At 69.0% G+C, this 23,715-nt stretch carries 23 protein-coding genes, 2 tRNA genes and 1 pseudogene; 16 read left to right on the forward strand and 10 right to left on the reverse strand.

Translation table 11 applies throughout. The features are described 5' to 3' along the window. From KO481_RS09465 to KO481_RS09485, 5 genes are read left to right on the forward strand one after another with little or no spacing between them, the layout of a single operon-like run. Entirely contained in the window at positions 1–1,095 is a 1,095-nt protein-coding gene (locus KO481_RS09465) for an enoyl-CoA hydratase/isomerase family protein (RefSeq protein ID WP_215916729.1), read from the forward strand. A 17-nt stretch (positions 1,096–1,112) separates the two neighbouring features. After that, positions 1,113–2,018, forward strand: a complete 906-nt coding sequence (gene mmsB / locus KO481_RS09470) for a 3-hydroxyisobutyrate dehydrogenase (RefSeq protein ID WP_215916582.1) — start codon at positions 1,113–1,115, stop codon at positions 2,016–2,018. A gap of 36 nt (positions 2,019–2,054) precedes the next feature. Then, positions 2,055–2,831, forward strand: coding sequence for an enoyl-CoA hydratase (locus tag KO481_RS09475; RefSeq protein ID WP_215916583.1), 777 nt, complete (start codon positions 2,055–2,057; stop codon positions 2,829–2,831). A 33-nt stretch (positions 2,832–2,864) separates the two neighbouring features. Then, positions 2,865–3,392, forward strand: a complete 528-nt coding sequence (locus KO481_RS09480) for a DUF3558 family protein (protein ID WP_215916584.1) — start codon at positions 2,865–2,867, stop codon at positions 3,390–3,392. Positions 3,393–3,396: 4 nt separating this feature from the next. Beyond that, positions 3,397–3,909: a DUF3558 family protein gene (locus tag KO481_RS09485; protein ID WP_215916585.1), complete on the forward strand. Its 513-nt coding sequence runs from the start codon at positions 3,397–3,399 to the stop codon at positions 3,907–3,909. A gap of 20 nt (positions 3,910–3,929) precedes the next feature. On the opposite strand, the gene KO481_RS09490 is transcribed toward KO481_RS09485, so the two are convergent. Both KO481_RS09490 and KO481_RS09495 read right to left on the reverse strand, forming a co-directional pair. Further along, positions 3,930–5,012 carry an Hsp70 family protein gene (locus KO481_RS09490; RefSeq protein ID WP_245400566.1) on the reverse strand — a complete coding sequence of 361 codons (1,083 nt, stop codon included), beginning with the start codon at positions 5,010–5,012 and terminating at the stop codon, positions 3,930–3,932. A gap of 93 nt (positions 5,013–5,105) precedes the next feature. Continuing rightward, positions 5,106–5,642, reverse strand: coding sequence for a MarR family winged helix-turn-helix transcriptional regulator (locus KO481_RS09495; protein ID WP_215916586.1), 537 nt, complete (start codon positions 5,640–5,642; stop codon positions 5,106–5,108). Positions 5,643–5,736: 94 nt separating this feature from the next. On the opposite strand from KO481_RS09495, the gene KO481_RS09500 reads away from it, so the two are divergent. Beyond that, a tRNA-Cys gene (locus KO481_RS09500) sits at positions 5,737–5,807 on the forward strand. 33 nt (positions 5,808–5,840) lie between these two features. Here the strand turns inward: KO481_RS09500 and KO481_RS09505 are convergent. Together KO481_RS09505 and KO481_RS09510 are read right to left on the reverse strand one after the other, a co-directional pair. Next, positions 5,841–7,208 (reverse strand): metallophosphoesterase, encoded by a 1,368-nt coding sequence (locus tag KO481_RS09505; RefSeq protein ID WP_215916587.1) that lies wholly within the window; start codon positions 7,206–7,208, stop codon positions 5,841–5,843. Between the two features lie 140 nt (positions 7,209–7,348). Further along, the gene (locus KO481_RS09510; RefSeq protein WP_215916588.1) at positions 7,349–8,017 is read right to left on the reverse strand and encodes an EthD domain-containing protein; all 669 of its coding nucleotides are present in this window, start codon (positions 8,015–8,017) and stop codon (positions 7,349–7,351) included. A gap of 172 nt (positions 8,018–8,189) precedes the next feature. Here KO481_RS09510 and KO481_RS09515 point away from each other — a divergent pair, with 172 nt between their 5' ends. The 4 genes and pseudogenes from KO481_RS09515 to KO481_RS09530 all read left to right on the forward strand — a co-directional run. Then, positions 8,190–8,771, forward strand: a complete 582-nt coding sequence (locus KO481_RS09515; RefSeq protein WP_215916589.1) for a TetR/AcrR family transcriptional regulator — start codon at positions 8,190–8,192, stop codon at positions 8,769–8,771. A gap of 68 nt (positions 8,772–8,839) precedes the next feature. Then, entirely contained in the window at positions 8,840–9,133 is a 294-nt protein-coding gene (locus tag KO481_RS09520; protein ID WP_215916590.1) for a hypothetical protein, read from the forward strand. Next, positions 9,130–9,573 (forward strand): type II toxin-antitoxin system VapC family toxin, encoded by a 444-nt coding sequence (locus KO481_RS09525; RefSeq protein ID WP_308166458.1) that lies wholly within the window; start codon positions 9,130–9,132, stop codon positions 9,571–9,573. The genes KO481_RS09520 and KO481_RS09525 overlap by 4 nt, the downstream gene beginning before the upstream one ends. A gap of 85 nt (positions 9,574–9,658) precedes the next feature. Next, a pseudogene (locus tag KO481_RS09530) lies at positions 9,659–10,243 on the forward strand (FAD-linked oxidase C-terminal domain-containing protein); the annotation flags it as partial. A gap of 30 nt (positions 10,244–10,273) precedes the next feature. Here KO481_RS09530 and KO481_RS09535 read toward each other — a convergent pair. The 4 genes from KO481_RS09535 to KO481_RS09550 are packed head-to-tail and all read right to left on the reverse strand — an operon-like array spanning position 10,274 to position 14,269. Continuing rightward, positions 10,274–11,035: an IclR family transcriptional regulator gene (locus tag KO481_RS09535; protein ID WP_215916592.1), complete on the reverse strand. Its 762-nt coding sequence runs from the start codon at positions 11,033–11,035 to the stop codon at positions 10,274–10,276. Next, on the reverse strand, positions 11,036–12,028 hold the full coding sequence (locus tag KO481_RS09540; RefSeq protein WP_215916593.1) for a U32 family peptidase: 993 nt from the start codon (positions 12,026–12,028) through the stop codon (positions 11,036–11,038). Positions 12,029–12,059: 31 nt separating this feature from the next. After that, positions 12,060–13,100 carry a zinc-dependent alcohol dehydrogenase gene (locus KO481_RS09545; RefSeq protein WP_215916594.1) on the reverse strand — a complete coding sequence of 347 codons (1,041 nt, stop codon included), beginning with the start codon at positions 13,098–13,100 and terminating at the stop codon, positions 12,060–12,062. Further along, the gene (locus KO481_RS09550) at positions 13,097–14,269 is read right to left on the reverse strand and encodes a mandelate racemase/muconate lactonizing enzyme family protein (protein WP_215916595.1); all 1,173 of its coding nucleotides are present in this window, start codon (positions 14,267–14,269) and stop codon (positions 13,097–13,099) included. The genes KO481_RS09545 and KO481_RS09550 overlap by 4 nt, the downstream gene beginning before the upstream one ends. 169 nt (positions 14,270–14,438) lie before the next feature. On the opposite strand from KO481_RS09550, the gene KO481_RS09555 reads away from it, so the two are divergent. The 4 genes from KO481_RS09555 to KO481_RS09570 all read left to right on the forward strand — a co-directional run bounded on the left by KO481_RS09555 (position 14,439) and on the right by KO481_RS09570 (position 19,949). Beyond that, the gene (locus tag KO481_RS09555; RefSeq protein ID WP_215916596.1) at positions 14,439–15,947 is read left to right on the forward strand and encodes an aldehyde dehydrogenase (NADP(+)); all 1,509 of its coding nucleotides are present in this window, start codon (positions 14,439–14,441) and stop codon (positions 15,945–15,947) included. Between the two features lie 208 nt (positions 15,948–16,155). Next, positions 16,156–17,298: a substrate-binding domain-containing protein gene (locus tag KO481_RS09560; RefSeq protein WP_215916597.1), complete on the forward strand. Its 1,143-nt coding sequence runs from the start codon at positions 16,156–16,158 to the stop codon at positions 17,296–17,298. A gap of 12 nt (positions 17,299–17,310) precedes the next feature. Continuing rightward, complete coding sequence (locus KO481_RS09565; protein WP_215916598.1) at positions 17,311–18,936, forward strand: sugar ABC transporter ATP-binding protein; 1,626 nt, start codon at positions 17,311–17,313, stop codon at positions 18,934–18,936. Next, positions 18,933–19,949: an ABC transporter permease gene (locus KO481_RS09570; protein WP_215916599.1), complete on the forward strand. Its 1,017-nt coding sequence runs from the start codon at positions 18,933–18,935 to the stop codon at positions 19,947–19,949. The genes KO481_RS09565 and KO481_RS09570 overlap by 4 nt, the downstream gene beginning before the upstream one ends. A 133-nt stretch (positions 19,950–20,082) precedes the next feature. On the opposite strand, the gene KO481_RS09575 is transcribed toward KO481_RS09570, so the two are convergent. Further along, the gene (locus KO481_RS09575; RefSeq protein WP_215916600.1) at positions 20,083–20,655 is read right to left on the reverse strand and encodes a TetR/AcrR family transcriptional regulator; all 573 of its coding nucleotides are present in this window, start codon (positions 20,653–20,655) and stop codon (positions 20,083–20,085) included. Positions 20,656–20,704: 49 nt separating this feature from the next. Here KO481_RS09575 and KO481_RS09580 point away from each other — a divergent pair, with 49 nt between their 5' ends. Further along, entirely contained in the window at positions 20,705–21,667 is a 963-nt protein-coding gene (locus tag KO481_RS09580; protein WP_215916601.1) for an alpha/beta fold hydrolase, read from the forward strand. 148 nt (positions 21,668–21,815) lie between these two features. On the opposite strand, the gene KO481_RS09585 is transcribed toward KO481_RS09580, so the two are convergent. Next, positions 21,816–21,888: transfer RNA gene (locus KO481_RS09585), tRNA-Arg, on the reverse strand. Between the two features lie 149 nt (positions 21,889–22,037). Between KO481_RS09585 and argS the strand changes: the two genes are divergently transcribed. Next, on the forward strand, positions 22,038–23,696 hold the full coding sequence (gene argS / locus KO481_RS09590; protein ID WP_215916602.1) for an arginine--tRNA ligase: 1,659 nt from the start codon (positions 22,038–22,040) through the stop codon (positions 23,694–23,696). The last annotated feature ends 19 nt before the right edge of the window (positions 23,697–23,715 follow it).

Consider the following 23,715-nt stretch of genomic DNA (forward strand, 5'->3'; position numbering starts at 1 on the left):
ATGGAGACAGCCGAACCCGAGGTTCTGATCGAGAAACTCGACGGCCTCGGCCTGATCACGCTGAACCGGCCCAAGGCCATCAACGCGCTGAATCATCCGATGGCGCTGGCCATTCTGGACGCGCTGCACGCCTGGGCGGACGATGACGAGGTGCGCACGGTGGCGCTCACCGGGGCCGGCGAGCGCGGGCTGTGCGCGGGCGGAGACATCGTCGCCATTCACGAGGATGCGAAAAACACCGTCGCCCGGGGTGATTCGCCGTACGACGCCGCGGACTCGCCGAGCGGGCGGTTCTGGCGTGACGAGTACGTCCTCAATGCCCTCATCGACCGCTACCCCAAGCCGTACGTCGCGATCATGGACGGCATCGTCATGGGCGGCGGTGTGGGCCTGTCCGGACATGCCTCGCACCGCGTGGTGACCGAACGATCCAAGGTCGGCATGCCCGAGACCGGCATCGGTTTCGTGCCCGATGTGGGCGGCACCTACCTGCTCGCCAACGCCCCGGGAGAGATCGGCACGCACGTCGCGCTGACCACGGCGCGAATGAGCGCCGGGGATGCCATCGCGGCCGGATTCGCCGACTATTTCGTTCCGTCCGAACATGTTCCGGCGCTGCTCGAGGCGCTGCGGACCGCGGATGCGGAGGTGGCCATCGGCAAATTTGCGCAGCCCGCGCCGGTGTCGGCCTTCGTGGCACAGCGGGATTGGATCGATGCCTGCTACGGCGCGGACACCGTGGAGGAGATCGTGTACCGGCTGCAGAACGACGGCCGTCCCGAGGCCGCCGCGGCGGCCGCCGACGTGCTGTCGAAATCGCCGGTGGCGCTGAAGGTTACGCTGCGCTCGCTGCGCGGCGCGCGCGAGGCCGCGAGCCTGGCGGAGGCGCTGAACCGGGAGTACCGGGTCTCGGCCGCGTCGCTGCGCACCCACGACCTGGTGGAGGGGATTCGGGCCCAGGTCGTCGACAAGGACCGCAACCCCCGGTGGTCACCGGCCACCCTGGCCGAGGTCACCGATGCCGACGTCGCGGCCTACTTCGGCGATCTCGGCGATCGCGAATTGGGCCTGACCGCACCTCGAGACGCACAGTGAGCCACGGGAGGACACGCATGACTACCGAGAACCCGAAGGTCGGATTCCTGGGCCTGGGCCACATGGGCGGACCCATGGCCGCCAACCTGGTGCGCGCGGGATACGCGGTCGTCGCCTTCGACCCCGTGCCCGCCGCGCAGGATCAGGCCCGCGCGGACGGTGCGAGTGTTGTCGCGACCGCGGCGGAGGCCGTGGCCGAAGCCGACATCGTCGTCACGATGCTGCCCAACGGCCGCGTCGTGCTCGATCTCTACGGCGAGATCCTGTCCGCCGCGAAACCCGGGACGCTGTTCGTCGACTCCTCCACCATCGACGTGGCCGATGCGGTGGCCGCTGCGGAACTCGCTGTCGCGCAGGGATATCGGGCCCTGGACGCGCCCGTCTCCGGCGGCGTCGCGGGCGCGGCCGCGGGCACCCTCACCTTCATGGTGGGCGGCGCGCCGGACGATTTCGCCCAGGCCCTGCCGCTGCTCGAGGTCATGGGCGGCAAGGTTGTGCACTGCGGCGGCGCGGGCGTCGGGCAGGCCGCCAAGATCTGCAACAACATGTTGTTGGGCATCTCGATGATCGGACTGTCCGAGGCCATCGTGCTGGGTGAGAAGCTGGGCCTCACGCACGAGAAATTCTTCGACGTGGTGTCCACCGCCTCGGGGCAGTCTTGGGCGCTGACCTCGTATTGCCCTGTGCCGGGCCCGGTTCCGGCCAGCCCGGCGAACAACGACTACCGGCCCGGCTTCGCCACCGCCCTGATGACCAAGGATCTGGGCCTGGCCGCGAACGCCCTTGCCGCCAACGGCGTGGACGGGCAGCTCGGGCAGCTGGCCGCGCAGATCTACCAGCGCTTCAACCGGGACGAAGCGGGCAGGGACTTCTCCGCTATCGTGACCGACATCCGCACGCGATCGGAACAGGAACAGGCATGACCGGCCGCCCCGGACGTGCCCGGAAAGGGATGTGACATGACTGATTTCGAGACCATCCTGCTCGAGCGCAAGGGCCGCGTCGCCCTCGTCACGCTGAACCGGCCCAAGGCCCTCAACGCCCTGAATTCGCAGGTGCTGACCGATATCTCGGCCGCGCTCGACGAGCTCGAGGCCGACGAGGAGATCGGTGCGGTCGTGCTCACCGGATCCGAGCGGGCCTTCGCCGCCGGCGCGGACATCAAGGAGATGCAGTCCAAGTCCTACATGGACATGTACCTGGCCGACCACTTCGCCGGCTGGGACCGCCTCGTCGCGTTCCGCAAGCCGATCATCGCGGCGGTCGCCGGGTACGCCCTGGGCGGCGGCTGCGAGCTGGCGATGATGTGCGACCTGCTCATCGCGGCCGACACCGCCAAGTTCGGCCAGCCCGAGATCAAGCTCGGCGTCATCCCCGGGATGGGCGGTTCCCAGCGCCTGACCCGCGCGGTGGGCAAGGCCAAGGCCATGGATCTGATCCTGACCGGCCGGAACATGGATGCCGAGGAGGCCGAGCGCGCGGGGCTGGTCTCGCGCATCGTCCCGGCCGCCGAGCTGGTCGCCACGGCCCTCGAGGTGGCTGCCACGATCGCCTCGATGTCGCTGCCATCGGTGATGATCGCCAAGGAGGCGGTCAACCGCTCCTTCGAGACCACCCTGGGTGAGGGCCTGCGCTTCGAGCGCCGGGTCTTCCACTCGCTGTTCGCCACGGCGGACCAGAAGGAGGGCATGGCGGCGTTCGTGGAGAAGCGGGCGGCGAATTTCGGCAACCGCTGAGCCGTCGGTTCACGTTCCCCGTGGCACGGGGCGATGGGTAGCCTGGGCCTGGTGTGGAAGCGGGTGGCGGCAGCGGTCGGGACGGGCGCTGCCCTGATGGTGGCGATGGGGTGCGGTTCGCCGGGCACCCCCACCACGACACCCAGCCCGTCCACCCCTGCGCCCGCCGCCGCGATCGGGCGCTGCGGTTCGGTCGGCGACGCGCAGATCGCGCAGGCCACGGGCCTGTCCGGACTACAGCAGGTATCGGCCAATCCGCTGCGTTGCGCCTGGGAGACCGGCGGCGGCGCCGACTACGCGGTCGTCTTCGAGTGGTTCCGGGGCACGCCGCTGGCGGACCGCCGCACCCAGGTCACCCTCGGCACGTCCGCCTCGGTGCAGGTCGCCGGCCATTCCGGGATCCTCTGGTCCGGTCCGCAGGCCTGCGAGCTCGCCGTCGAGTCGGGCGGGGAGGACTTCATCGACTGGATCGTGACGGCCGCGGGGCGCGGGTCCGCCCGCCCAGCGGCCTGCTCCGACCTCGAGAAGCTTGCCGCCGCCACGCTCGCGAAGGCAGGCTAGGGGCATGGGGCGGTTCATGCGCGTGGCGGCCGCGGTCCTGCTGACGGCCGCGGTGGCGGGATGCTCGTCGGGAGGCACGCCGCCGTCCTCCGCCGACCGGTCGGCATCCGATCCGAACTTCCTGGCCGGGTGCGGGCCCGTGACCGATCAGTTCCTCGCGCGCAGCCTGCAGGGCACCGTGGTGCGCCAGCAGACCGCGCCCACCGTCTGCACCTGGCGGGCGCAGACCGCCCACGGCGTCGTCGACGTCACCTACAGCTGGTTCCAGGACGACGTCCTGATGCGGGACACCCAGGTCGCGGCCCAGTACGGGTATCAGATCGAGAAGCTGGTGGTCAAGAAGTTCGGCGGCATGTACTGGCGCGATCCGAACGACCCGGGCAGCTGCGGGATCACCACCGCGGACACCGGCACCATCACGTGGTGGATTCAGAACCGCGACCACGCCGCGCAGCCGGATCCGTGCGCGGTCGCCATGAGCCTGATGCAGCACACGCTGCTCATCGACGGCACCTGAGTTCTGTGCGAGGCGCGAATCTATTTGGAGGGCACCGGATTCGCGGGCGTGCCCGCGACCTCCACCGGGGTCGGCGCGGGGCTGGGACCGTGCGTGTCGGGCCGCGTCGAATCCCGGTTCGTGCTCAGCAATCCGACCACCGTCGCGCCGAGCGTCGCCGTAACGGCCAGCGCCGCAACCAGTTTGCGCTTGGACACCGGCGCGGTGCGCTTGGGCGGCACGGTCGGCAGTGGCGGCAGGCGCACGCCCCGCACCCGGCGGGCCGAGGGCAGCTGGGTGGCCATCAACACCGCACCGCGCGCCGAGACGAATTCGGGCTCCGGATCGTAGATGATCGGCAGATTCAATAGCTGCGCCACCGACTCGCGAATGCGGGGATTGCGGGAACAGCCGCCCAGCAGCGCCATCGCCAGTGGTGGGACACCCGTCTCGTCGATCATCTGCCGCACGTACGACACCGAATGGTGGATGCCCGCCTCGGTCAGATCCTCGAAATCGCTGCGCGTCACCACCATTCGCCGGCCGCTGTGCGGATCGCTCGCGGTGAGCACCGGCGTGCTCGTCAGCGCCTCCTTGTAGGCGCGGCTGGTCGGCTTGTCGACATTCACGGCGGCATGCGCCAAATGCCAGCGCAGCAGGGCGTCGTGCCCGTCGCCGCCCAGCACCCGGCTGCGCTTGACGGCCAGAATGGCGTCGGTGCGGCAGTCGGCCTCGGTGACGGTGAGCCCCGCGGCGCCCAGGTCGTAGAGCAGCACCGCGCCCTCGTCCGGGAGCTGCCCGCTGAAACGCAGGTAGCGCAGCTGGGCGAGGGGTTCGTCGACGATCGTGAGGCGGCTGCGCCCGGCCATGGTGCGGATGGCGTCCTCGTGCAGGGAGGTGCGGCAGGTGACCGCGATGCCGGTGATGAACTCGTCGCGGCGCGCCGCGGCTTGACGCATCAGATTGATCGCCGCGAACACCGCCTCCTCGACCCCGCCCCCGGCCCGGCGCGGCACCGTGCAGCGGTCGATCGGCGGAAGATGCGGCTGATCCGAATGCGTGAGCATCGCGCGGGCGCCCCCAGCGCCCGCCGACACCCCCAGGACCAGCACCATGGCCTCCATGGTGAACCTTTTGGGGCCGGATGTGAAGGCAATGGGCCTGATGTCGCTGGCCGGATGCTGAATGGTTATGGCGTTCCGGGCGGGCTCGCCGGGCTAAGCCCAGCGTGTCGGCGTGTCGCCGGTATCGAAGTCACCGGCGGTTCGGCGGAATTCCGACAGCAGTTGCAACAGCAGGTGCAGGCGCTCCGGCGGTAGGCCGGGGCGCGCGAAAACCGACTCGTTGAGCTCGCGCGTTGCCTGGGTGACCAGCTCGCGGCCCGCGTCGGTGATCTCGATCAGCGTTGCCCGCCGATCACTGGGGTGCGGTACTCGCTTGACCAGTCCGGCGGCCTCGAGCCGGTCGACGGTGTTGGTGACGCTGGTCGGGTGCACCTGCAGGCGCGCGCTGGCCATGGCCATCGGCAGGGCGCCGGACTTGCTGAAGTTCAGCAGCGCGAGCAGTTCGTAGCGGGAGAAGGTCAGCCCCGAGGGCCGCAGCGCCTCGTCCACCCGCGCCATGACGATCTGCTGGGCCCGCACCAGCGACGTGACCGCCGCCATCCCGTCGGCCACCTCGCCCCAGCCGTGGGCGGTCCACTGGCGATGCGCCTCCTCGATCGGGTCCAGCGGCAGCGGGCGGGGGGTAGCCATGCGACGAGTCTATTTGCTCCGCTCCCGAACTTTCCGATCATGGTGACCGAAAATGTAGGCATTGGGACTCTGTCGCGGCACCATGAACTGCGATGCGGGTGTGCCTGAGTGGTTAGGGGGCGGTCTGCAAAACCGTGCACGCGGGTTCGATTCCCGCCATCCGCTCTGCATCCTCTGCCTCCGCTCCGGCGGGGTCGGTCAGGTCAGGCCCGAAAGATCGCGCAGGACAGTGTGATTGCGGTCGGCCGTGCTGCCGAGCGTGTAATCCGGCCACAGGCCCAGGTATTCGGCGCGGCTGCGGTGGCTCCAGCGGCGGGCGTCGGGGGTTCGGGTCTTGTAGAAGTTGACGATGTAGCCGCCCTCGTAGATGCGCACCAGGGTGTAGCCGCCGGGATATTCCTTCACCGCGCCGACTTCCAGGAACTCGACATTCAGCGGGATGTCCGCGCCGCTACGGCGATTGCGATGGGTGTGTCCGGCATGGTGCAGGAATACTCCCGGCGCGGACCGATAGAGCGACTGCAGCGCCAGCGAATCGGTCCGGTTCAACACGAAATCCAGTCCGTTGATATTGGATACGGCCGCGTCCTGCGTCACCGGATGGTGGCCGAAGATCAGGGTCGGGCGGTCCGGGTCGGCCCGCAGCAGCGTGCGCAGGTGGTCGAATTGGGCCGGGTCGATGGCGCCGCCGGGGGCGTCGAGCAGGGTGGTGTCCAGGCCCAGTACCCGCAGGTCGCCGAGCCGGTGTTCGGTGAGTTGCCCTCGCGGGCCGAAGGATTCGCCCCAGCAGTCGTGATGGACGGCATCGGCCACGGCGGGGCAGCCCGCGTACTCCGGGCCGACGTGCGGGCGGTCGTGGTTGCCACGCACGGCAAACCAGTCCCGCTCGCGCACGCCCCACGAATCCAGATGCGCACGCACGGAACCGGTCTGGGCCGGTGTCGCCTCGGCGGTCAGGTCGCCCGCGACGAGCAGATGATCGGCACCACGGTCGGGCAGGCGCAGATCGCCCAGCAGCGCGGTGAGCATCACCTCCGGATACGGCGGCAATCCGGGCTCCTGCCGCACGCCGGGCAGCTCCGCAGCATGGATCAGCCCGGCGGTCTCCTCGCCGATGTGCAGATCGTTGGACAGTGCGAGGGTGCGCAGCAGGCGGCCCGGGGGGAGTGCGAGTGTCGTGAACTGCCCGGTGCATTCGGGGCTTCCGGGCAGATGGGTGACCACGGTCGAGCCCGGCGTCGCGCGCACGCCGTCCGACCAGGCCTCGAAACGGTAGGCGCGACCGGGCTCGAGCCCGGTGATCTCGGCGTAGTGGTACGACGTGCGATCGGAATCGTCGTGCCGGATCCGCGCCGGGCCGCGGGCATCCGCCGGAGCCAGGCGGACCTGCGTGCCCGCCGGCACCGGGTTCCCACCCGGGCCGGGCGCGAGCGTGGTCCAGGTCAGGATCACCGACGTCGGGGTGACGGTGACCACTTCGAGATCGGTCGCGATCATCGAATTCTCCTGCGCGCGAGCCGGACCCGCGGCGGCAACGATCGGGATGGCGGCAAGTGCGGCGAGCATGCGACGCCGATTCGGTCCGCAACACGTCACTTCGGCGGTCCCATTTCGTCGGCCCGGCGCCCTCGCCCCGGACTGCTGCCACGGTCACAACGCACATTACGGTACGGCGCGCGCCCGCGAAACGGCCACCGCAACGGCGGTCAGGGCAGGTCGTAGCGGTATCGGCTGGTGGGGATGATGTCCAGGTCGCGATTGGCGCCGAAGGTGTTGACGCTGTCCATCATTCGGCTCATCCGGCGCTGCAGCTCGGCATCGTCCCCGGCGCTGCCCCAGAACGCGTGCGGATCGGTCATCGCGGCCATCGGGAACAGCTCCTCGACGAGCGCGTCGACCCGGGGACCCGGGGTGATCGCATCGACGACGGTGTTCTGCACGTATCCGAACGTCGCCTGGGTCTCGATCGCGACCATGGTGTGCGTGCCGTGCCAGTGCCGCTGCCATTCCTCGCGGGACAGGTCCGCCGGAATCCGCAGCAGCGCGATATTGGCCAGCGCATCGCAGCGCACGCCGCTGGCGGTGTACGGCGGGGTGAGCGGCACCCGCTCGTCCACGATCCAGCCGTTCACGTTCACCGCAACGGCGGACAGGGCATCGGTGACGGTCGCGGTGTCGAACTCGCCCCACACGCTGACGATCGCGTCGACCGGTGCGTCGTAGGTGGCGTGGCGCAGCTGCGCGGCCGCCACCTCCGCATCGGCGATATTCACCTGAAGTTCGGTCGCCCCGCTCGCGCGCAGGCGCGCGTGCAATTCCGGCGCGCCCAGCGCCTTGCCCAGCTCCGGCCCCCACAGCGCGTACATCAGTTTCATCGCGAGCAACCTTTCGGCATCGGTATGCACCATGACGGTAGCCGCGGCGGTGTCGCCGGGACGCGGTTTCGGGTCGTGGTCTCGCTGAACGAGACACTCCGGCGGTACCCCCGGATCGCTGCCGGATAGCTCGCACTGGCATGCCAACAAATGTTGGCATACAGTCGTTGGCATGACCGCCGAGACCGCGTCGCGCCGCTCCGACGCCACCCGCGCCGCCATCCTCGACGCTGCCCGGCGCCGCTTCGCGCAGGACGGCTACCGCAAGGCCACGATCCGGGCAATCGCCGCCGACGCGGAGATCGACCCGTCGATGGTGATGCGGTACTACGGCAACAAGGAGGGGTTGTTCGGCGCCGCACTCGAGATCGATCTCGAACTGCCGGATCTCGATGGGGTGGCCCAGGATTCGCTGGGGGAGGTGCTCGTGCGCCGGTTCCTCGAGCTGTGGGAGGTCACCCCGGGCAACGAGATTCTGCTGACGATCCTGCGATCGGCCATGACCGATGACGCCATGGTCGAGCACCTTCGGCGGCGGGTGTTCGGTGAGCAGCTGATGCCGATGGTGCTGCGCGTCGGCGATCCCGCCGACGCCCCGCGGCGCGCCGGGCTCATCGCCAGTCAGATACTGGGTCTTGCCCTGTGCCGCTACGTATTACAGCTCCCCCCGGTCGTCGCGCTGACGCCCGCACAGATCGCCGCGGAGATCGGCCCGACGCTGCAGCGCTACCTGACCTCGTCCCCGGGCGCATAGCCCGGCCACCGAATCCGGCTGCGGTGGGTCCTTCGGTTCGCGGTATTACGGCGTGGTACGCTGTATGTATGGCTAACCCAGAGGTTCGGCCCCCCACTGAGGTCAGCGTGCGTCAGTTCGTGACCGATTCTGGCAACATCACGCGAGGTCTTCGCGAGGGCAAGCAGTACGTACTCACGCTCAATGGTGAGCCGTTAGCAGAGGTGGTGCCGATCCGGCGACACCGCTTCGTTCCCACAGTGGCCGCTCAGGCAATGTTCGCCACGGCGCCGACGCTCGACTACGACCAGTTGCGCCGCGATCTGGACATTGCCATTTCGGACGAGCTGTCGGACGATCCGCTCGCAGGAACTGGACTGTGAGCGAGGTGGCGGTAAGCCGTGCCGCGAGGGGTGTACTCGACACGAGCATTGTCGCGGCATTGTCCTTGTTCAACCCGGCCCAGCTTCCTGTCGAATCGGCGATTACCGCCGTGACTCTAGGGGAATTGTCGCGAGGGCCGTACGCAACCGATGACGCGGTCACACGTGCGCGGCGGATCGCGGTGCTGCAGCACGTGGAGGCCACATTCGGGGAGGCGTTGCCGTACGACAGCGAGGCTGCGCGAATGTTCGGCTTGATTTGTGCCGCCGTCTACGCGATCGGTCGGCAGCCTCGTCGCCGGACTGCGGATTTGATGATTGCCGCCATTTCGGCACGTTATGGCTTGCCGCTGTATACGACCAATCCGAAAGACTTTGCGGGCATCGACGCACTCGTTACGGTCATTCCTGTGGCTCGACCCGATGGTGCAACCGGCTGACCAAACCCCGTTGCCCTCGTTGGGGCGAGTGATGCCCTGAGCGTTCGATCGCCACGGCTTGCGCGCGATGGGAATCTATCGAAGCTCGGTGGACGCCGACGCGGTGCTGCTGGGCCGGATCGACACCGCCGGTGCGGCCGGCGAGGCGGAGGCGGAGACGATGCGCCGGTGCTTCGAGTCCGCCGGCGCCACCTGGAGCGCGATCTCCACCGACGAGACCGAATCCGAGGCGCTGTTCGCCGCCCGGCGCCTGGCCTATCCGGCCATCGAACGGCTGGGACCCGTTCTCACCGAGGACATCTGCGTTCCGATCCGGGCGGTTCCCGGCATGCTCGCCCGCATCGAGGAGATCGCCGCCCGCCACGACACCGTCATCGCGAATGTCGCCCACGCCGGTGACGGCAACCTGCATCCCCTGCTGATCACCTCCCACGACGATCTGTCCGCCCGCGACCGAGCCCACGCCGCCTTTGCCGACATCATCGACGCCGCACTGGAATTCGGCGGCACCGTCACCGGCGAACACGGCGTGGGCCTGCTGAAGATGGACGGCCTGGCCAAGGAACTGGACCCCGTCGTGATGTCCATGCACCACGCGATCAAGCAATCCCTCGACCCCTTCGGAATCCTCAACCCGGGCAAGGTGATTCCCAACCGCGTGCGGCGCTGAAGGGGAATCGCCGGGCGTCCGGCGTTCCGGTCATCCGCGGTAACCGAGATGCTCGGAGAGGTCTTCGGCGCCCGCTGTCACCAGTTTCCGGAGTTCGTCGCGTCGCTGGGGCGTCCACCTGATCAATGGCACGGAGATCGACATCGCGGCAACTACGTTTCCGGTGTGATCGCGGACCGGGGCGGCAACGCACGCAACATCGAGATTGGATTCGCACTGCTCGAACGACGCCCCGCAGCTGCGGGCCTCGTCCAGGTCGGCTCGCAGCGCCGCCGGGTCGGTGATGGTGGCGGGGGTCATCGCCTGCAGCGGATGCTCGGGCGAGAGCAGTTCGTTCAGCGCCGATTCCGGAAGCGAGGCCAGCAGCATCTTCCCGACGGCGGTGCAGTGCGCCGGTAGGCGCAGGCCTGCGGCGGAGACCATCCGGACCGCGTGCGTCGAATCGACCTTCGCGATGTAGACGACATCGCGTCCCTCCAGGATCCCGAGGTGAACGGTCTCCTGGCATTGATCGGACACCCGCTGGGCGGCGGCCCTGCCCTCCCGGACAAGGTCCAACTGCTCGGCGTAGCGGCTGCCGAGCTGGTGCACGCGCACTCCCAGGCGGTACCGGCCGGATCCGTCGGCGACCAGATAACGGCGCTCGACCAGCGTGGCGATCAACTCGTGCACCGTGGTTCGCGGAAGTTCCAGGGTCCGAACGATATCGGGAGCCGATATCGAATCGGTGCCCTCGAGAAAGAGTTCCAGGATATCGAGGGCGCGGGTGACCGCCGGTACGAGACGAGCCATTCAGTCGGCCTCCGAGGTGTGCGCGGTCCCTGATTCGTGGACCGGGAAACGTTCGAGGTCACCGGGCAGTCTAGCCCCCGCCGCAGACATGCCCTCGGCGGCGTCGAGCCGCTCGAGCAGGTCGAGCAGCAGCCGCCCGCGACGTACCCGCTCGCGGGCGGTCGCGACCACCGTCTCGCGAAGATGCGCCCCGGCCGGATAGATGCCCGGCGCCTTGGACAGGCCGAATTTCAGGTAGATCGGCGCACCCCGCCGGATCAGTTCAGCCGCCTCGTACATTCGCACATATCCGCCGAGATCGTCCGGGGCCTCGACGTACATGTCCAGAGGCACCCGGCTGGCCCGGCGGATCTCGGTGATATGTGCGGTGGTGAGATCGGACGGAACGTTCACCGAATCGGCGCCCAGCCGTTCGAACACCGCGACCGCGGCGGGATTGACCGGGCCGATCAGCGCCGAAACCTTCAGGGTGGTATCGGCGGGGAGCATCCCCGCGACGCGGAGCCGGTGCAGTACCCACAGCACGCCCTCGTCGGCGACGAGTATGCACTTCACGCCGAGCTCGGTGGCGCGGACCGCATCCTCGACGCACCCAGCGACCGCGGTGTGCCCGTAGGCGCGCGGGCCCGTGCCGCCGGCGGGGGTGCGAGTGCCGGCGCCGATATCCCAGGTGCCGCGAGGACCGGTGAACAGGCACAGTTCGACATTGCTTTCGGCGCAGGCCTGGACCATGTCGGTGATCTCGGCGTCGGTCAGCATCCAGATGCCGCTGCCCTGACTTATCCGGTGGATCATTACGTCCAGCCGCTGTGCCTCGGTCAGCACGGTATGCACCGCCTCCGGTCCCTCGACCGAGGGGACCTCGGTGCGCCACCGGCCCCCGTCCGGAAAGGTGTGCCCTGACGCGTCGTCCGGGTGGAGGGCGGTCGAGTCCAGGCCGAGCGCGCGCAGCTGGCGCTCGCCGGGGCGTCGAGGGGTGCTGGGAGATGTCATGAGATGCCCTTCGGGAACGAGAGTGGGTGAGTCACGGGATCGGGGCGGGTCCGACCGAGTTGGGGAACAGCAGCACCTTGCCTACGGCGGGATCGCCGCGGCCGATCAGGTCGAGCGCATCGGCGAACTCCGCCAACGGGATTCGGTGCGTCACGAGTGGAAGCGGATTCAGGATTCCGGCGGCGAAGGCGCGGACGGCATGCGCCCACGCGGTCGCGGTCGCCCCGAATACCGTGTGGACCTCGAGCTTTCGGACGACGAGATCGACCGGGTCGAGGCCGTCGGAGCCGGGTGCCGGGATGCCGGTCAGCACCAGACGCCCGCCGCGACGCAGCAGCGAGGCGGCCAGCGCCGCGGTGCCCGGGGCTCCGGCCGCCTCGACGACGACATCGAAATCCCCTGCGCCCGAACGGTCTTCCGAGCTCCGGAATTCGGTCGCACCGAAGGCCAGCGCCCGATCGGCGTGCTGCGGGGCGCGTCCGATCGCGAGCAGCGCGCCCGGGGACGAGGCCGCCAGGAACTGGACGATGAGCAATCCCAGTGTGCCGGTGCCGACGACGGCCACGCGTTCGCCCGGCCGGACCCCGGCCAGGAGCGCGGCGGCCGCGCCGCACGCGGCCGGTTCCATCAGCGCCGCCGCCGTCGGATCCGCGTCATCGGGAAGCAGGTGCAGCAGCCGCGCAGGCAGGGTGAGCGTGGCCGCCATCGCGCCGGGACGAGTGAATCCGGTTTCCTCGTATCCTGCTGTGCACAGGGTACTTTCGCCGTCACGGCAGCGCGCGCAGACCTGGCAGTTGCGAAAGCCCTCGCCTACCGTCAACCGGCCGACCAGCTCCGCGCTGACACCCGGGCCGACCGCCTCTACCCGGCCGGACCACTCGTGTCCGGGGACCACCGGGTACCGCACATAGCCTTCGGGCCGAGTCCCCCGGTACACCTCGCGGTCGCTGCCGCAGATGCCCACGCTGTGCACTCGGATCAGCGCCTCGCCGGGACCCGGCGGCCGGGGCGTGTGCGCGGCGAGGCGATGCGTGCCGGGCCGCTCCACCACCAGCTCGAGGTCCGCGGTCACCGGCTCACCTGCGGCGCCCGTTTCTCCCAGCCCTCGGCCCATAGATCGAAATGTGCCTGTTGCTGCGGGAATTCGGCCGCGGCCGCGGCATCGAACTCCACGCCGAGCCCGGGCCGGTCGTGGCGCACGAAGTATCCGTCGACCACCTCGGGCGCCCCCGTGACGACATCCTTGATGCCGGCGTCGGCGAAGTCGTTGAAGTGTTCGAGGACCTTGAAATTGGGCGTGCAGAACGCCACCTGCAGTGAGGCGGCGGTCAACACCGCGCCGCCGACGTTGTGCGGCGCGATCAGCCGGTAGTAGGTCTCGGCCGTGGCGGCCAGTTTGCGGGTCTCGCCGATGCCGCCGATGTGGCCGAGGTCGGGTTGCACGATGTCCGCGAGTTGGTCCTCGAACAATTCGCGGAACTCGATCCGGTCGTGGATGCGCTCCCCGGTGGCGATCGGGAGTTCGGTCTTGGCGGCGACCTGCCGCAGTGCCGCGAGGTTTTCCGGTGGCACCGGCTCTTCGATCCAGGCAGGGCGGAAGGGCGCCATCTCGTGGGCCAGCCGCACCGCGGTGGCCGGGCTGAACCGCCCGTGCATCTCGAGCATGAGCTCGGCCCCGGGCCCGATCGCCGACCGCACCGCCTCGATGAGCGCCACCGCTTGCATGGTCTCGGCATGGGACAGCTCGAAGTGGCCTGTGCCGAACGGGTCGATCTTCAGGGCCCGGTATCCGCGTTCGATGACCGCACGCGCGGCGGTCGCATAGGCCTCGGGCGTGCGTTCGGTGGTGTACCAGCCGTTGGCGTACGCGGGCACGCGATCGGTGACCGCGCCACCGAGCAGCTGCCACACCGGCACCCCCAGCGCCTTGCCCTTGATATCCCAGCAGGCGGTCTCCACGCAGGCGATGCCCGACATGACGATCTCGCCGGCGCGCCCGTAGTCACCGTATTTCATCCGTCGCACCAGGTCCTCGATCGCGAACGGATCCGAGCCGCGAATGTGGTTCCGCTCGGCCTCCCGCAGATATCCCAGCAGGGCGTCGGTATGCCCCAGCATCCTGGTTTCGCCGACCCCGTGCAGGCCCTCGTCGGTGTGCACGACCACGTATGTCAGGTTCCGCCAAGGCGTTCCGACGACATGGGTCTCCAAGTGGGTGATGCGCATGGACTGTCCAATCATGTTCGAAATTTCGAACGATGTCCGATATGTCAAACAAGAGTAGCAATCCGGCTCGATACGTCAAATGCGCTCGCGCTGCCGGTCGGGCATTGACGAACGACGCACGATGACCCACTATATGTTCGACTAGTCGGACTGCGTTCGAGATTTCGAACACAAGGAGGTGTCGATGTCCGCTCCCGTCTGGAGTGTGGACCCGCGTACGGGCGGTCGGCGTGAACCGGTGACCACCGAGGCGACCTCGACGGATGTCGATCGCGCGGTCCGTGCCGCACATGGCTCGCGGGTCGCGCTGAGCGACCGGACGGCTCGCGCCCGATTTCTGCGCGAGGCCGCGCAGGAGCTCGAGCGAGACCGTGATCGCCTGGTGTCCGTGGCCGATGCCGAGACTGCGCTCGGCGCGATACGGCTGGCGGGTGAAATCGGAAGGACCTGCGGGCAGCTGCGGGCATTCGCCGAAATCGCCGCCGCGGGAAACTATCTCGCGATCATCATCGATCACGCCGACGGCACGGCGACCCCGCCCAGGCCCGATCTGCGGCGGTACAAGATCCCGCTGGGAGTGGTCGCGGTGTACGCCGCCTCGAACTTCCCCTTCGCGTTCTCCGTCGCGGGCGGCGATACCGCCAGCGCCCTGGCGGCCGGTTGCCCGGTCGTGGTGAAGGCTCATCCGGACCATCCGGCCACCTCGGAACTCACCGCGGCGGCGCTGGCCCGCGCCGCCGAGCGAACCGGATTGCCCAGCGGGGTAGTGCAATTGGTGCACGGATTCGAGGCCGGGGCCGAGCTCGTGCGGCATCCCCTGGTGGCCGCCGCCGGATTCACCGGATCGATCCGGGGCGGCCGGGCGCTGTTCGATGCCGCCGCCGCGCGGCCGGCGCCGATACCGTTCCACGGCGAGCTCGGCTCGGTGAATCCGGTCGTGATCACCGCGGCCGCCGCGGCCGAGCGGGCCGAACGGATCGGCACATCGCTGGCCGCCTCGGTAACGCTCGGGCACGGGCAGTTCTGTGTCAAACCCGGCCTGGTGCTGGTCCCGGCCGGTCCGGACGGTGATCGGCTGGTGGCGTCACTGGCCCGAGCGCTGGCCGAGACCGCGCCGAATGTGCTGCTGGACAGCCGAATCCGGGAGAACTTCCTGCGGGGCGCCGCGGAACGTGCCGGGCTTGCCGGGGCGTGGGCGCCCGTCCCGGCGGGCGCGGACGGTGAACACGCCGTGCGCGCGGGCCTGCTCACGGTGTCCGCGGATGCCATCGCCGATCACGATGTGCTGCTGGAGGAGTGCTTCGGGCCGATCACCGTCGTGGTCCGGTACGAGAGCGCGGAGCAGCTGTCCGGGGTGCTCGACCGGGTGCCGGGCAGCCTGACCGCGACTGTGCAGCTCGCCCGCGACGGAGATCAGCAAGCGGACGAATTACTCACGCGCATGCGGGAATTCGCCGGCCGTATCGTCGTGAACGAGTGGCCCACCGGCGTCGCAGTGACAGCGGCCCAGCATCACGGCGGACCGTATCCGGCCTCGACATCGACGTTCACCTCCGTCGGTGCCACGGCCATCGAGCGGTGGCTGCGCCCGGTCGCCTTTCAGAACACGCCGGATGCCCTGCTGCCGCCGGAGCTGCGCGAAGCCAACCCGCTCGCGCTGCCTCGCTGGGTCGACGGCCGGCCATGCGCCTGATCGGGCGGAACGATTCGGCGGGCGCGGCGCCCGGCGTGCTCGATACGTCGACCCGATCGCCGCCGGGGACGGCGGTCCGCCACATCCCCGATATTCGTCGCAGGTCCGCGCTCCCACCCGAGGTGAGCGCCAGCACATTTCATGTTCGACCCATCGCTGTCGGGGCCCCCGCCCCGGTTGGCGATACCATTCGAGAGGACCGGGCCCCATGCCCTCCGTATCCCCCACTCGCCGTTCCGTGACGGCCCTGCGCGTCGGCGCCGTCGCCGCCGCCCTCGCGATCGCCCTCACCGCCTCGGGCTGCAGCAAACAGGGCGCCGGTGCGTCCACCCAGTCCGCCGCCCCGGCCGGTACCGCCATCCAGGGCGACATCACGTTCAACGACGCCAACCTCGCGAAGCTGGACGACGCGCTGAAGACCGCGCTGACGGGCAAGGACCTGTCCCAGCTCGACCTGGCCATGGTTGTCAACGTCGCGGTCGACTATTGGAACGCCGGCAAGGTCGGATTCACCAAGGGCCTGAGCGATCTCGGCACCAAGGGCACCTACCAGGCTCCCGCCAACGGCCGTTTGGACCAGCAGCTTTCGATGATCCAGACGCTGCGCGGCCAGAACATCAGCGCCTTCTCCGTCTCGGCGATCGATCCCACCGCCATCAAGGAGCCCATCGCCTCGGCCAACGCCGCCGGAACTCCAGTGCTGGCCATCGACTCCCCGCTCCCTCCGGAGGACGGCGCCGCGCTCTACCTCGGCACGCCCAACTATGAGGCGGGCAAGAAGGCCGGCGAGGCGATGAAGCAGGCCCTCGGCGGCAAGGGTGAGGTGGCGATCCTGGTCGGCTCGCTCACCGCCTCCAATGCGGTGCAGCGCATCGCCGGATTCGAGGATGCTCTGAAGGGCACCGACATCAAGGTGGTCAACAAGCTGAGCGACAGCATGGACGCCTCCAAGGCGCTCACCAACGCGGAGACCGCGATTCAGACCGATCCCAACATCACCGGCCTCTACGGCGTGTACTCGTATGACGGTCCGTCGGCAGGTCAGGCCGTGCAGTCGGCGGGCAAGACGGGCAAGGTCAAGATCATCTGCGACGACAGCGACGCGCAGACGCTGAAGTTCGTCAAGCAGGGCGTGATCGCCGCGACCGTGCTGCAGGAGCCGTATCAGCAGGGCTACACCGGTGCCTACCTGCTCGCCGCGCTGAAGGTGCTGGGCAAGGACGCCACCATGAACATCGTCAAGCCTTACCTCGAAAGCGACGGCAGCACAGTCAGTTCCGGCGTCGGTCTGGTGACGGGGGCCAACCTCGACGCCTACCAGGCCATGCTGACCAAGCTCGGAATCGGGTAGGTACTTCGCGCAATGAGTGAGAACGACATCGGCATGCCCGTTCAGACTCAGGTCGACGCCGGTAGTAATGAGGGCGGCGTCGACCTGCGCGAATCCTCGGTGGCCGCACTGCGCGGAGTCAGCAAGCAGTACGGGCCCGTCACCGTGCTGCGGATCGAGGAACTCGAGCTGCGTCGCGGGCAGATCGTCGGTGTCGTGGGCGAGAACGGCGCCGGAAAGTCCACCTTGATGGGTTTGCTGTCCGGCACCGTCACCGCCACCACCGGCACGATCGAGATCGAGGGGCAGACCCTGCACAGCGGTCGGCCGGACCACGCCCAGGAACTCGGCGTCGCCCTGGTGGCGCAGGAGTTTCCCCTGGTCGGGCAGCTGAGCGTGGCGGAGAACCTGTTGCTGGGACGCCGCCCGCGCACGGCGTCGCGGCGGCGGCTGGGCAGCTGGCTACTGGATCGGGCCGGGCTGCGCGCGGAGGCCCGCGACCTGCTGGCCGACATCGGCGTCGAGGATGTGGACGTCGACCGCCCGGTACAGCTGCTGCCCGTTCCGGTGCGGCAGATGGTGGAGATCGCCAAGGCGTGGGGCCGCCGCCCGCGGGTGCTGATCCTGGACGAGCCGACCTCCTCGCTGGGGCCCGTGGAGGCGGAGAAGGTGCTGACGCTGGCGCGCAGGCATGCGGCCGACGGCGGCGCGGTGCTGTTCATCGGGCACCGGCTCGACGAGGTGCGGGCCATCTCCGACCGGGTCGTGGTGCTGCGCGGCGGGCGGCTGGTCGCCGACCTGACACCGGAACAGGCGAGCGAGGAACGGCTGATCCGGGAGATGGTCGGCAGCGAATTGGCCCGGGCCGATCTCAGCCCGCCCGCGGGCGTCGAGCGGGATGTCGTGCTGCGGGTGAGCGGCCTGTCCGCGGACGGGCTCGGTCCGGTCGATCTCGAGGTCCGATCGGGCGAAATCGTCGGTGTGGCAGGGCTGATGGGCTCGGGCCGGAGCAGACTGCTGCACACCATCATGGGTGCGCAGCCGCGGACCGGGGGCGAAATCGCGTTGCGCGGGGTCGATTTCCGCCCTCGGCACCCGGCCGACGCCGTCGCGGCGGGAATCGGCCTGGTGCCGGAGGACCGCAAGGAACAGTCCCTGCTGCCCGCGCATTCGGTGCGCTGGAATGTCACGCTCGCGACGCTGCGGCGCATCAGTCGGCGCGGAATCCTCACGCCCGCAAGGGATAAGGAACACGCCCGGCGCATCGTCGCCGATCTGGGCGTACGGATGCACACCCAGGAGCAGCCGATCAGCGGCCTGTCCGGTGGCAATCAGCAGAAGGCCGTCTTCGGGCGGTGGCTGGCCGCCGAGCCTCGGCTGCTGTTGCTGGACGAGCCGACCCGCGGGGTCGATGTCGGTGCGAAGGCCGAGATCTACGGTCTCATCGACGACGCGGCCCGTGACGGCCTTGCGGTCCTGGCGGCCTCCTCGGAACTCGAAGAGCTGCTGTGGATCTGCCACCGCGTCGTGGTCATGGCCCGCGGCCGGATCGTCGCGGACATCGAGCGCGCGCAATTCAGCAAGGAACTCATCATGACCGCCGCGGCGGGAAATCAGAACAACTCCGCGAACAGCAAGGAAGAGCAGGAAATCCGATGACGACCGGCACCGTATCGTCGGCCCCCGCGGCCGCTACCGGGTCCTCGCCCGGCTCCACCCTGGTCCGCCGCCTGATCGAGACGCCCGAGGTCGGCGTGGTCGTGGCCTGTGTGGTGGTATTCGTCGCGCTTGCCGTCGACAAATCCTCCTTCGCCGGCGCGGTGAACCTGCAGGGGATGGGCTTCGACCTGTCCCAGTACGGCCTGATCGCGATCGGCGAATCCCTGGTCATCCTCACCGGCGGCATCGATCTGTCCGTCGGCGCGCTCCTGGGCACAAGCGTGATCGCGATGTCGTGGCTCAACGTCCACGGTCACCTACCCGGCCCGGTGGCGGTGCTGGTCACCCTCGTGCTGACCGGCCTGGTCGGGCTGCTGCATGGCCTTGCCGTAACCCGTTTGAAGATGGCACCTTTCGTGGTCACGCTGGTGACATACACTGTGGCGCAGGGCATTACGCTGGCAATCACCTCGGGCACGTCGATCGTGGGGATCTCGCCCTTCTTCGGCGACGTGGGCCAGTCGTACCTCGCCCAGATCCCGGTTCCGTTGATCCTCTTCGCGATCGTCGCGGTGGGCGCCTGGTTCTTCCTGGAACGCACCTACGCCGGTCGCCAGGTCTATGCGGTCGGCGGCAACGCCGAGGCCGCCCGCCTGGCCGGCATCCGCGGCAATCGCCGCGTGGTCTCGATGTACGTCACCAGCTCCCTGCTCGCGGGCTTCGCCGGAATGCTGGTTCTGGGCCGAATGGGCGTCGGCTCGGCCAGCGGCGTCGGCGTCGGCTGGGAACTCTCCGCCATCGCCGCTGCGGTGATCGGCGGCGTCAGCCTGGTCGGCGGCCAGGGCCGCATCGCGGGCATCGTCGCGGGCACTGTCCTGTTGGAACTGATCAACAACGGCCTCACAACCCTGCAAATCAACGCCGACTACGTCAACATCGTCCTCGGCAGCGTCCTGGGGTTGGCCATCACCGCCGACCGCCTCCGCGCCCGCCGAGTCGCCCGCAGATCGTAAGCCGCGCCAGGGAATTCGTCACCGCATCTCAGGAGTGCCAGCCCCGGCCTTCCTCTGGGCCGGGGCTGCCGCGTGCGTGCTGTCGGTGACCCCACTCGCCAATCCCCGGGCTGCTCAGGGAAATTCGGGCCGGTCACGCGGTGGGGCCGGCGGGCCAGACCGCGCTGAGCACGCGATCGGGCCAGTCGTCCGGGATGCCGTCGACGGTGACGTAACGGCCGTAGAAGGACCCGATGAGCATGCTGGTGAGCGCGTCGAGGTCGGTGGACTCGGGGAATCCGCCCTCGGCCAGTGCCCGGCGCAGCAGCGCCCGTCGCGGCTCGACGAGGCGCGTCTTGAACAGGCCGAGCAGTTCCGGGTGGCGTTCCTCCTCGGCGAGCAGTGAGCCCAGGATGGCCATCGCGGGGATGGCCCGCAGGTTGAGCAGGAAGTTCTCCAGGATCGCCAGGGCGTCGGCGCGGGGAAAAGCGGTGACCTCGGGCGGTTCCTCGACTCGTAGTGAGTCGATCACCGCGGCCACCAGTTCGGCCTTGTTCCGGTATCGGCGCCGGAGGCTGGGGACCGTGGTGCCCGCGGTGGCCGCCACCGACTCCAGTGACATGCGGGCGTAGCCGCGCTCGCCGAGCTGGCGCGCCGCGGCCGACAGGATCGCCTGGTCCAGCGCCGGATTTCGGGGTCGTCCGGCCTTCGCTTGCGGAGTGCTCATTACATTGCGATAGTACATCGCAATGTAATTGCTCGAGAAGGATCCACCGATGCGTTTCTCCGCGTTCCACCGACGACTTGTGCCCCTCGCGGCCGCACTGACCATGGCCGGCGCGCTCGTCACCTCCTGTTCGTCCTCGCATCCGGCCGCCGCGGCGGATCCGCTGCCCGGCTTCCACGACGGCACGATTGACAACGACGGCGTCGCGGTGCACTACGTGATCGGCGGCCATGGCCCGGCGATCGTGCTGCTGCACGGCTATCCGGAGACCTGGCGAGCCTGGTCGAAGATCGCTCCGGATCTCGCCAAGGATCACACCGTCGTCGCAGTCGACCTGCGCGGCATGGGCGACTCCGGCTTCGCCAAGTCCGACGACGGTTACCAGGCACTCGCCGTCGCCACCGACGTGCATGCGCTCGCCCAGCACCTGAACCTGGGGCACTTCGATCTGTTCGCCCACGACTTCGGCGGCGAGATCGCCCTGGCCTACGCCGACGAATACCGTTCGGACCTCGCCCATCTGGCGATCATGGAGGCCGCGCCGACCACCGACTACGCGGCGTTCGCGCACTCGCGACCCGACTTCCTCTGGTTCGACTGGCTGGCCCTCGGGCCCAAGGACCAGCTCGCCGAGAAGTTGATCGCCGGCAAGGAAGCCGACTTCTACGGCGCGCTGTACGAGGCGAAGGACGGTCCGCTCGACAAGGCCGAGACCGACGGCTACATCGCCGCCTTCAGCCGGGCCGGCCGCACCCACGCCGGCCTGGAGTACTACCGCGAGAAGGACGCCGGCGACAAGGCCGAGGACGCCCTGTTCGCCCAGCAGGGCAAGCTGACGATTCCGGTATTGGGCCTGGGCGGCCAGGACAGCATGGGCCCCACCGTCGGCGCCATGCTCGCCCGCGTCGCCACGAACGTGACCACCGACGTCGTCCCCCACGCCGACCACTGGGTGCTCGACGAGAACACGAGTTACGTGATCGCCGGCCTCCGCAAACTTCTCGCGGAGTGACCGCGCGGTGGCGGCGCAACTCGACCGGTCCGCACGGATCTCGGCGGATCGCGAAATCCTCGCGGGCACAACTGAATAGGCGATTGCCGCGGCAGCGGAAAACGAAGAGCCCCGATCAGCCGATGCTGATCGGGGCTCGAAGTATCGGTGCCCTCGGTAGGATTCGAACCTACGGCCTTCTGCTCCGGAGGCAGACGCTCTATCCCCTGAGCTACGAGGGCGGGGATTGGACCCGCTCGTCTTTCGTCCGATCGGGCTGGGAAAGCGTATCGCATCGAGGGCGCAGCGCCAAAAGGGCGCGTTCGGCGCGGGCGGGCCAGCCGAAACCCACTGGCGGTGGCTCATGGGTGTAACCATAGGATGGTTACTCGTGACTCCAGCTGACCTTGCAGATCTCCTTCGCGCCACCGCGGCGAAGGTGCTCGTCGAACGTGGATCGGACCCCTCGGTCCTGCCCGACGAGGTCACTGTGGAGCGACCCCGCAATCCGGAACACGGCGATTACGCCACGAATGTGGCGATGCAGGTGGCGAAGAAGGCGGGCATGAATCCCCGCGAGCTGGCCGGGCTGCTCGCCGAGGCGCTCTCGGCCACCGACGGCGTCGAGTCCGCCGAGGTCGCGGGCCCGGGCTTCCTGAACATCCGGCTGGCCGCGGCCGCGCAGAGCGCCATCATCGAGACGGTCCTGGCGGCGGGGGAGAAGTACGGCACCGCCGCGGCCCTGGCCGGCACGAAGATCAACCTGGAGTTCGTCTCCGCGAACCCGACGGGCCCGATCCATCTCGGCGGCACCCGGTGGGCGGCGGTCGGCGACGCGCTCGGCCGCATCCTGGCCGCGCAGGGCGCCGCGGTCACCCGCGAGTACTACTTCAACGACCACGGCGCGCAGATCGACCGCTTCGCCAACTCCCTGGTCGCGGCCGCGACCGGGCAGCCCACCCCGGACGACGGCTATGCGGGCGCCTACATCGGCGAAATCGCCGGCACGATCGTCGCGGCCAATCCGGGCGCGGCCGACCTGCCGCAGGACGAGCGGCACGAGCTGTTCCGCCGCGAGGGCGTCGAGCTGATGTTCGCGCAGATCAAGCAGACGCTGCACGAGTTCGGCACCGACTTCGACGTCTACTTCAACGAGAGCTCGCTGTTCGCCTCGGGCGAGGTCGAGCGGGCCGTCGCCGAGCTGAAGGCCTCGGGCAAGCTGTACGAGAAGGAGGGCGCGTGGTGGATCGCGTCCACCGAATACGGCGACGACAAGGACCGCGTCGTCATCAAGAGCGACGGCAAGTCCGCCTATATCGCCGGTGACATCGCGTACTTCCACAATAAGCGCGGGCGTGGCTTCGACCTGTGCATCTACATGCTCGGCGCGGACCACCACGGCTACATCGGCCGCCTGAAGGCCGCCGCGGCCGCGTTCGGCGACGATCCGGACACCGTCGAGGTGCTCATCGGCCAGATGGTGAATCTGGTGAAAGACGGTGTGGCCGTGCGGATGTCCAAGCGCGCGGGCACGGTCGTCACGCTCGACGACCTGGTCGAGGCGATCGGGGTGGATGCCGCGCGGTATTCGCTGGTGCGGTCCTCGGTCAACAGCAGCATCGATATCGATCTGGACCTGTGGACCAAGCAGGAGAGCGTCAACCCGATCTACTACGTGCAGTACGCGCACGCCCGCACCTGCCGCATCATCGAGAATTCGAGCGAATTCGATTTCGCCTCGGTGACACCGGATTTCGCCGCGATGACCGCGGACCGCGAGGGTGAGCTGATGCGCACGCTCGGCGAGTACCCGCGAGTGGTCGCCACGGCCGCCCAGGCGCGCGAGCCGCATCGGGTGGTGCGCTACCTCGAGGAACTGGCCGGTGTCTACCACCCCTTCCAGTCCGACGACGACATGCGCGTGCTGCCCAAGGGCGACGAGCCGGTCACCCCCCGCCACGCCGCCCGCCTGGAGCTGGTGAAGGCCACCCGTCAGGTGCTGCGCAACGGCCTGGCCCTGCTCGGCGTCAGCGCACCGGAGCGCATGTGAATCCGCTATGGAAGGAACG

This window comes from Nocardia albiluteola (assembly GCF_018860155.1).
Taxonomy (GTDB): Bacteria; Actinomycetota; Actinomycetes; order Mycobacteriales; family Mycobacteriaceae; genus Nocardia; species Nocardia albiluteola.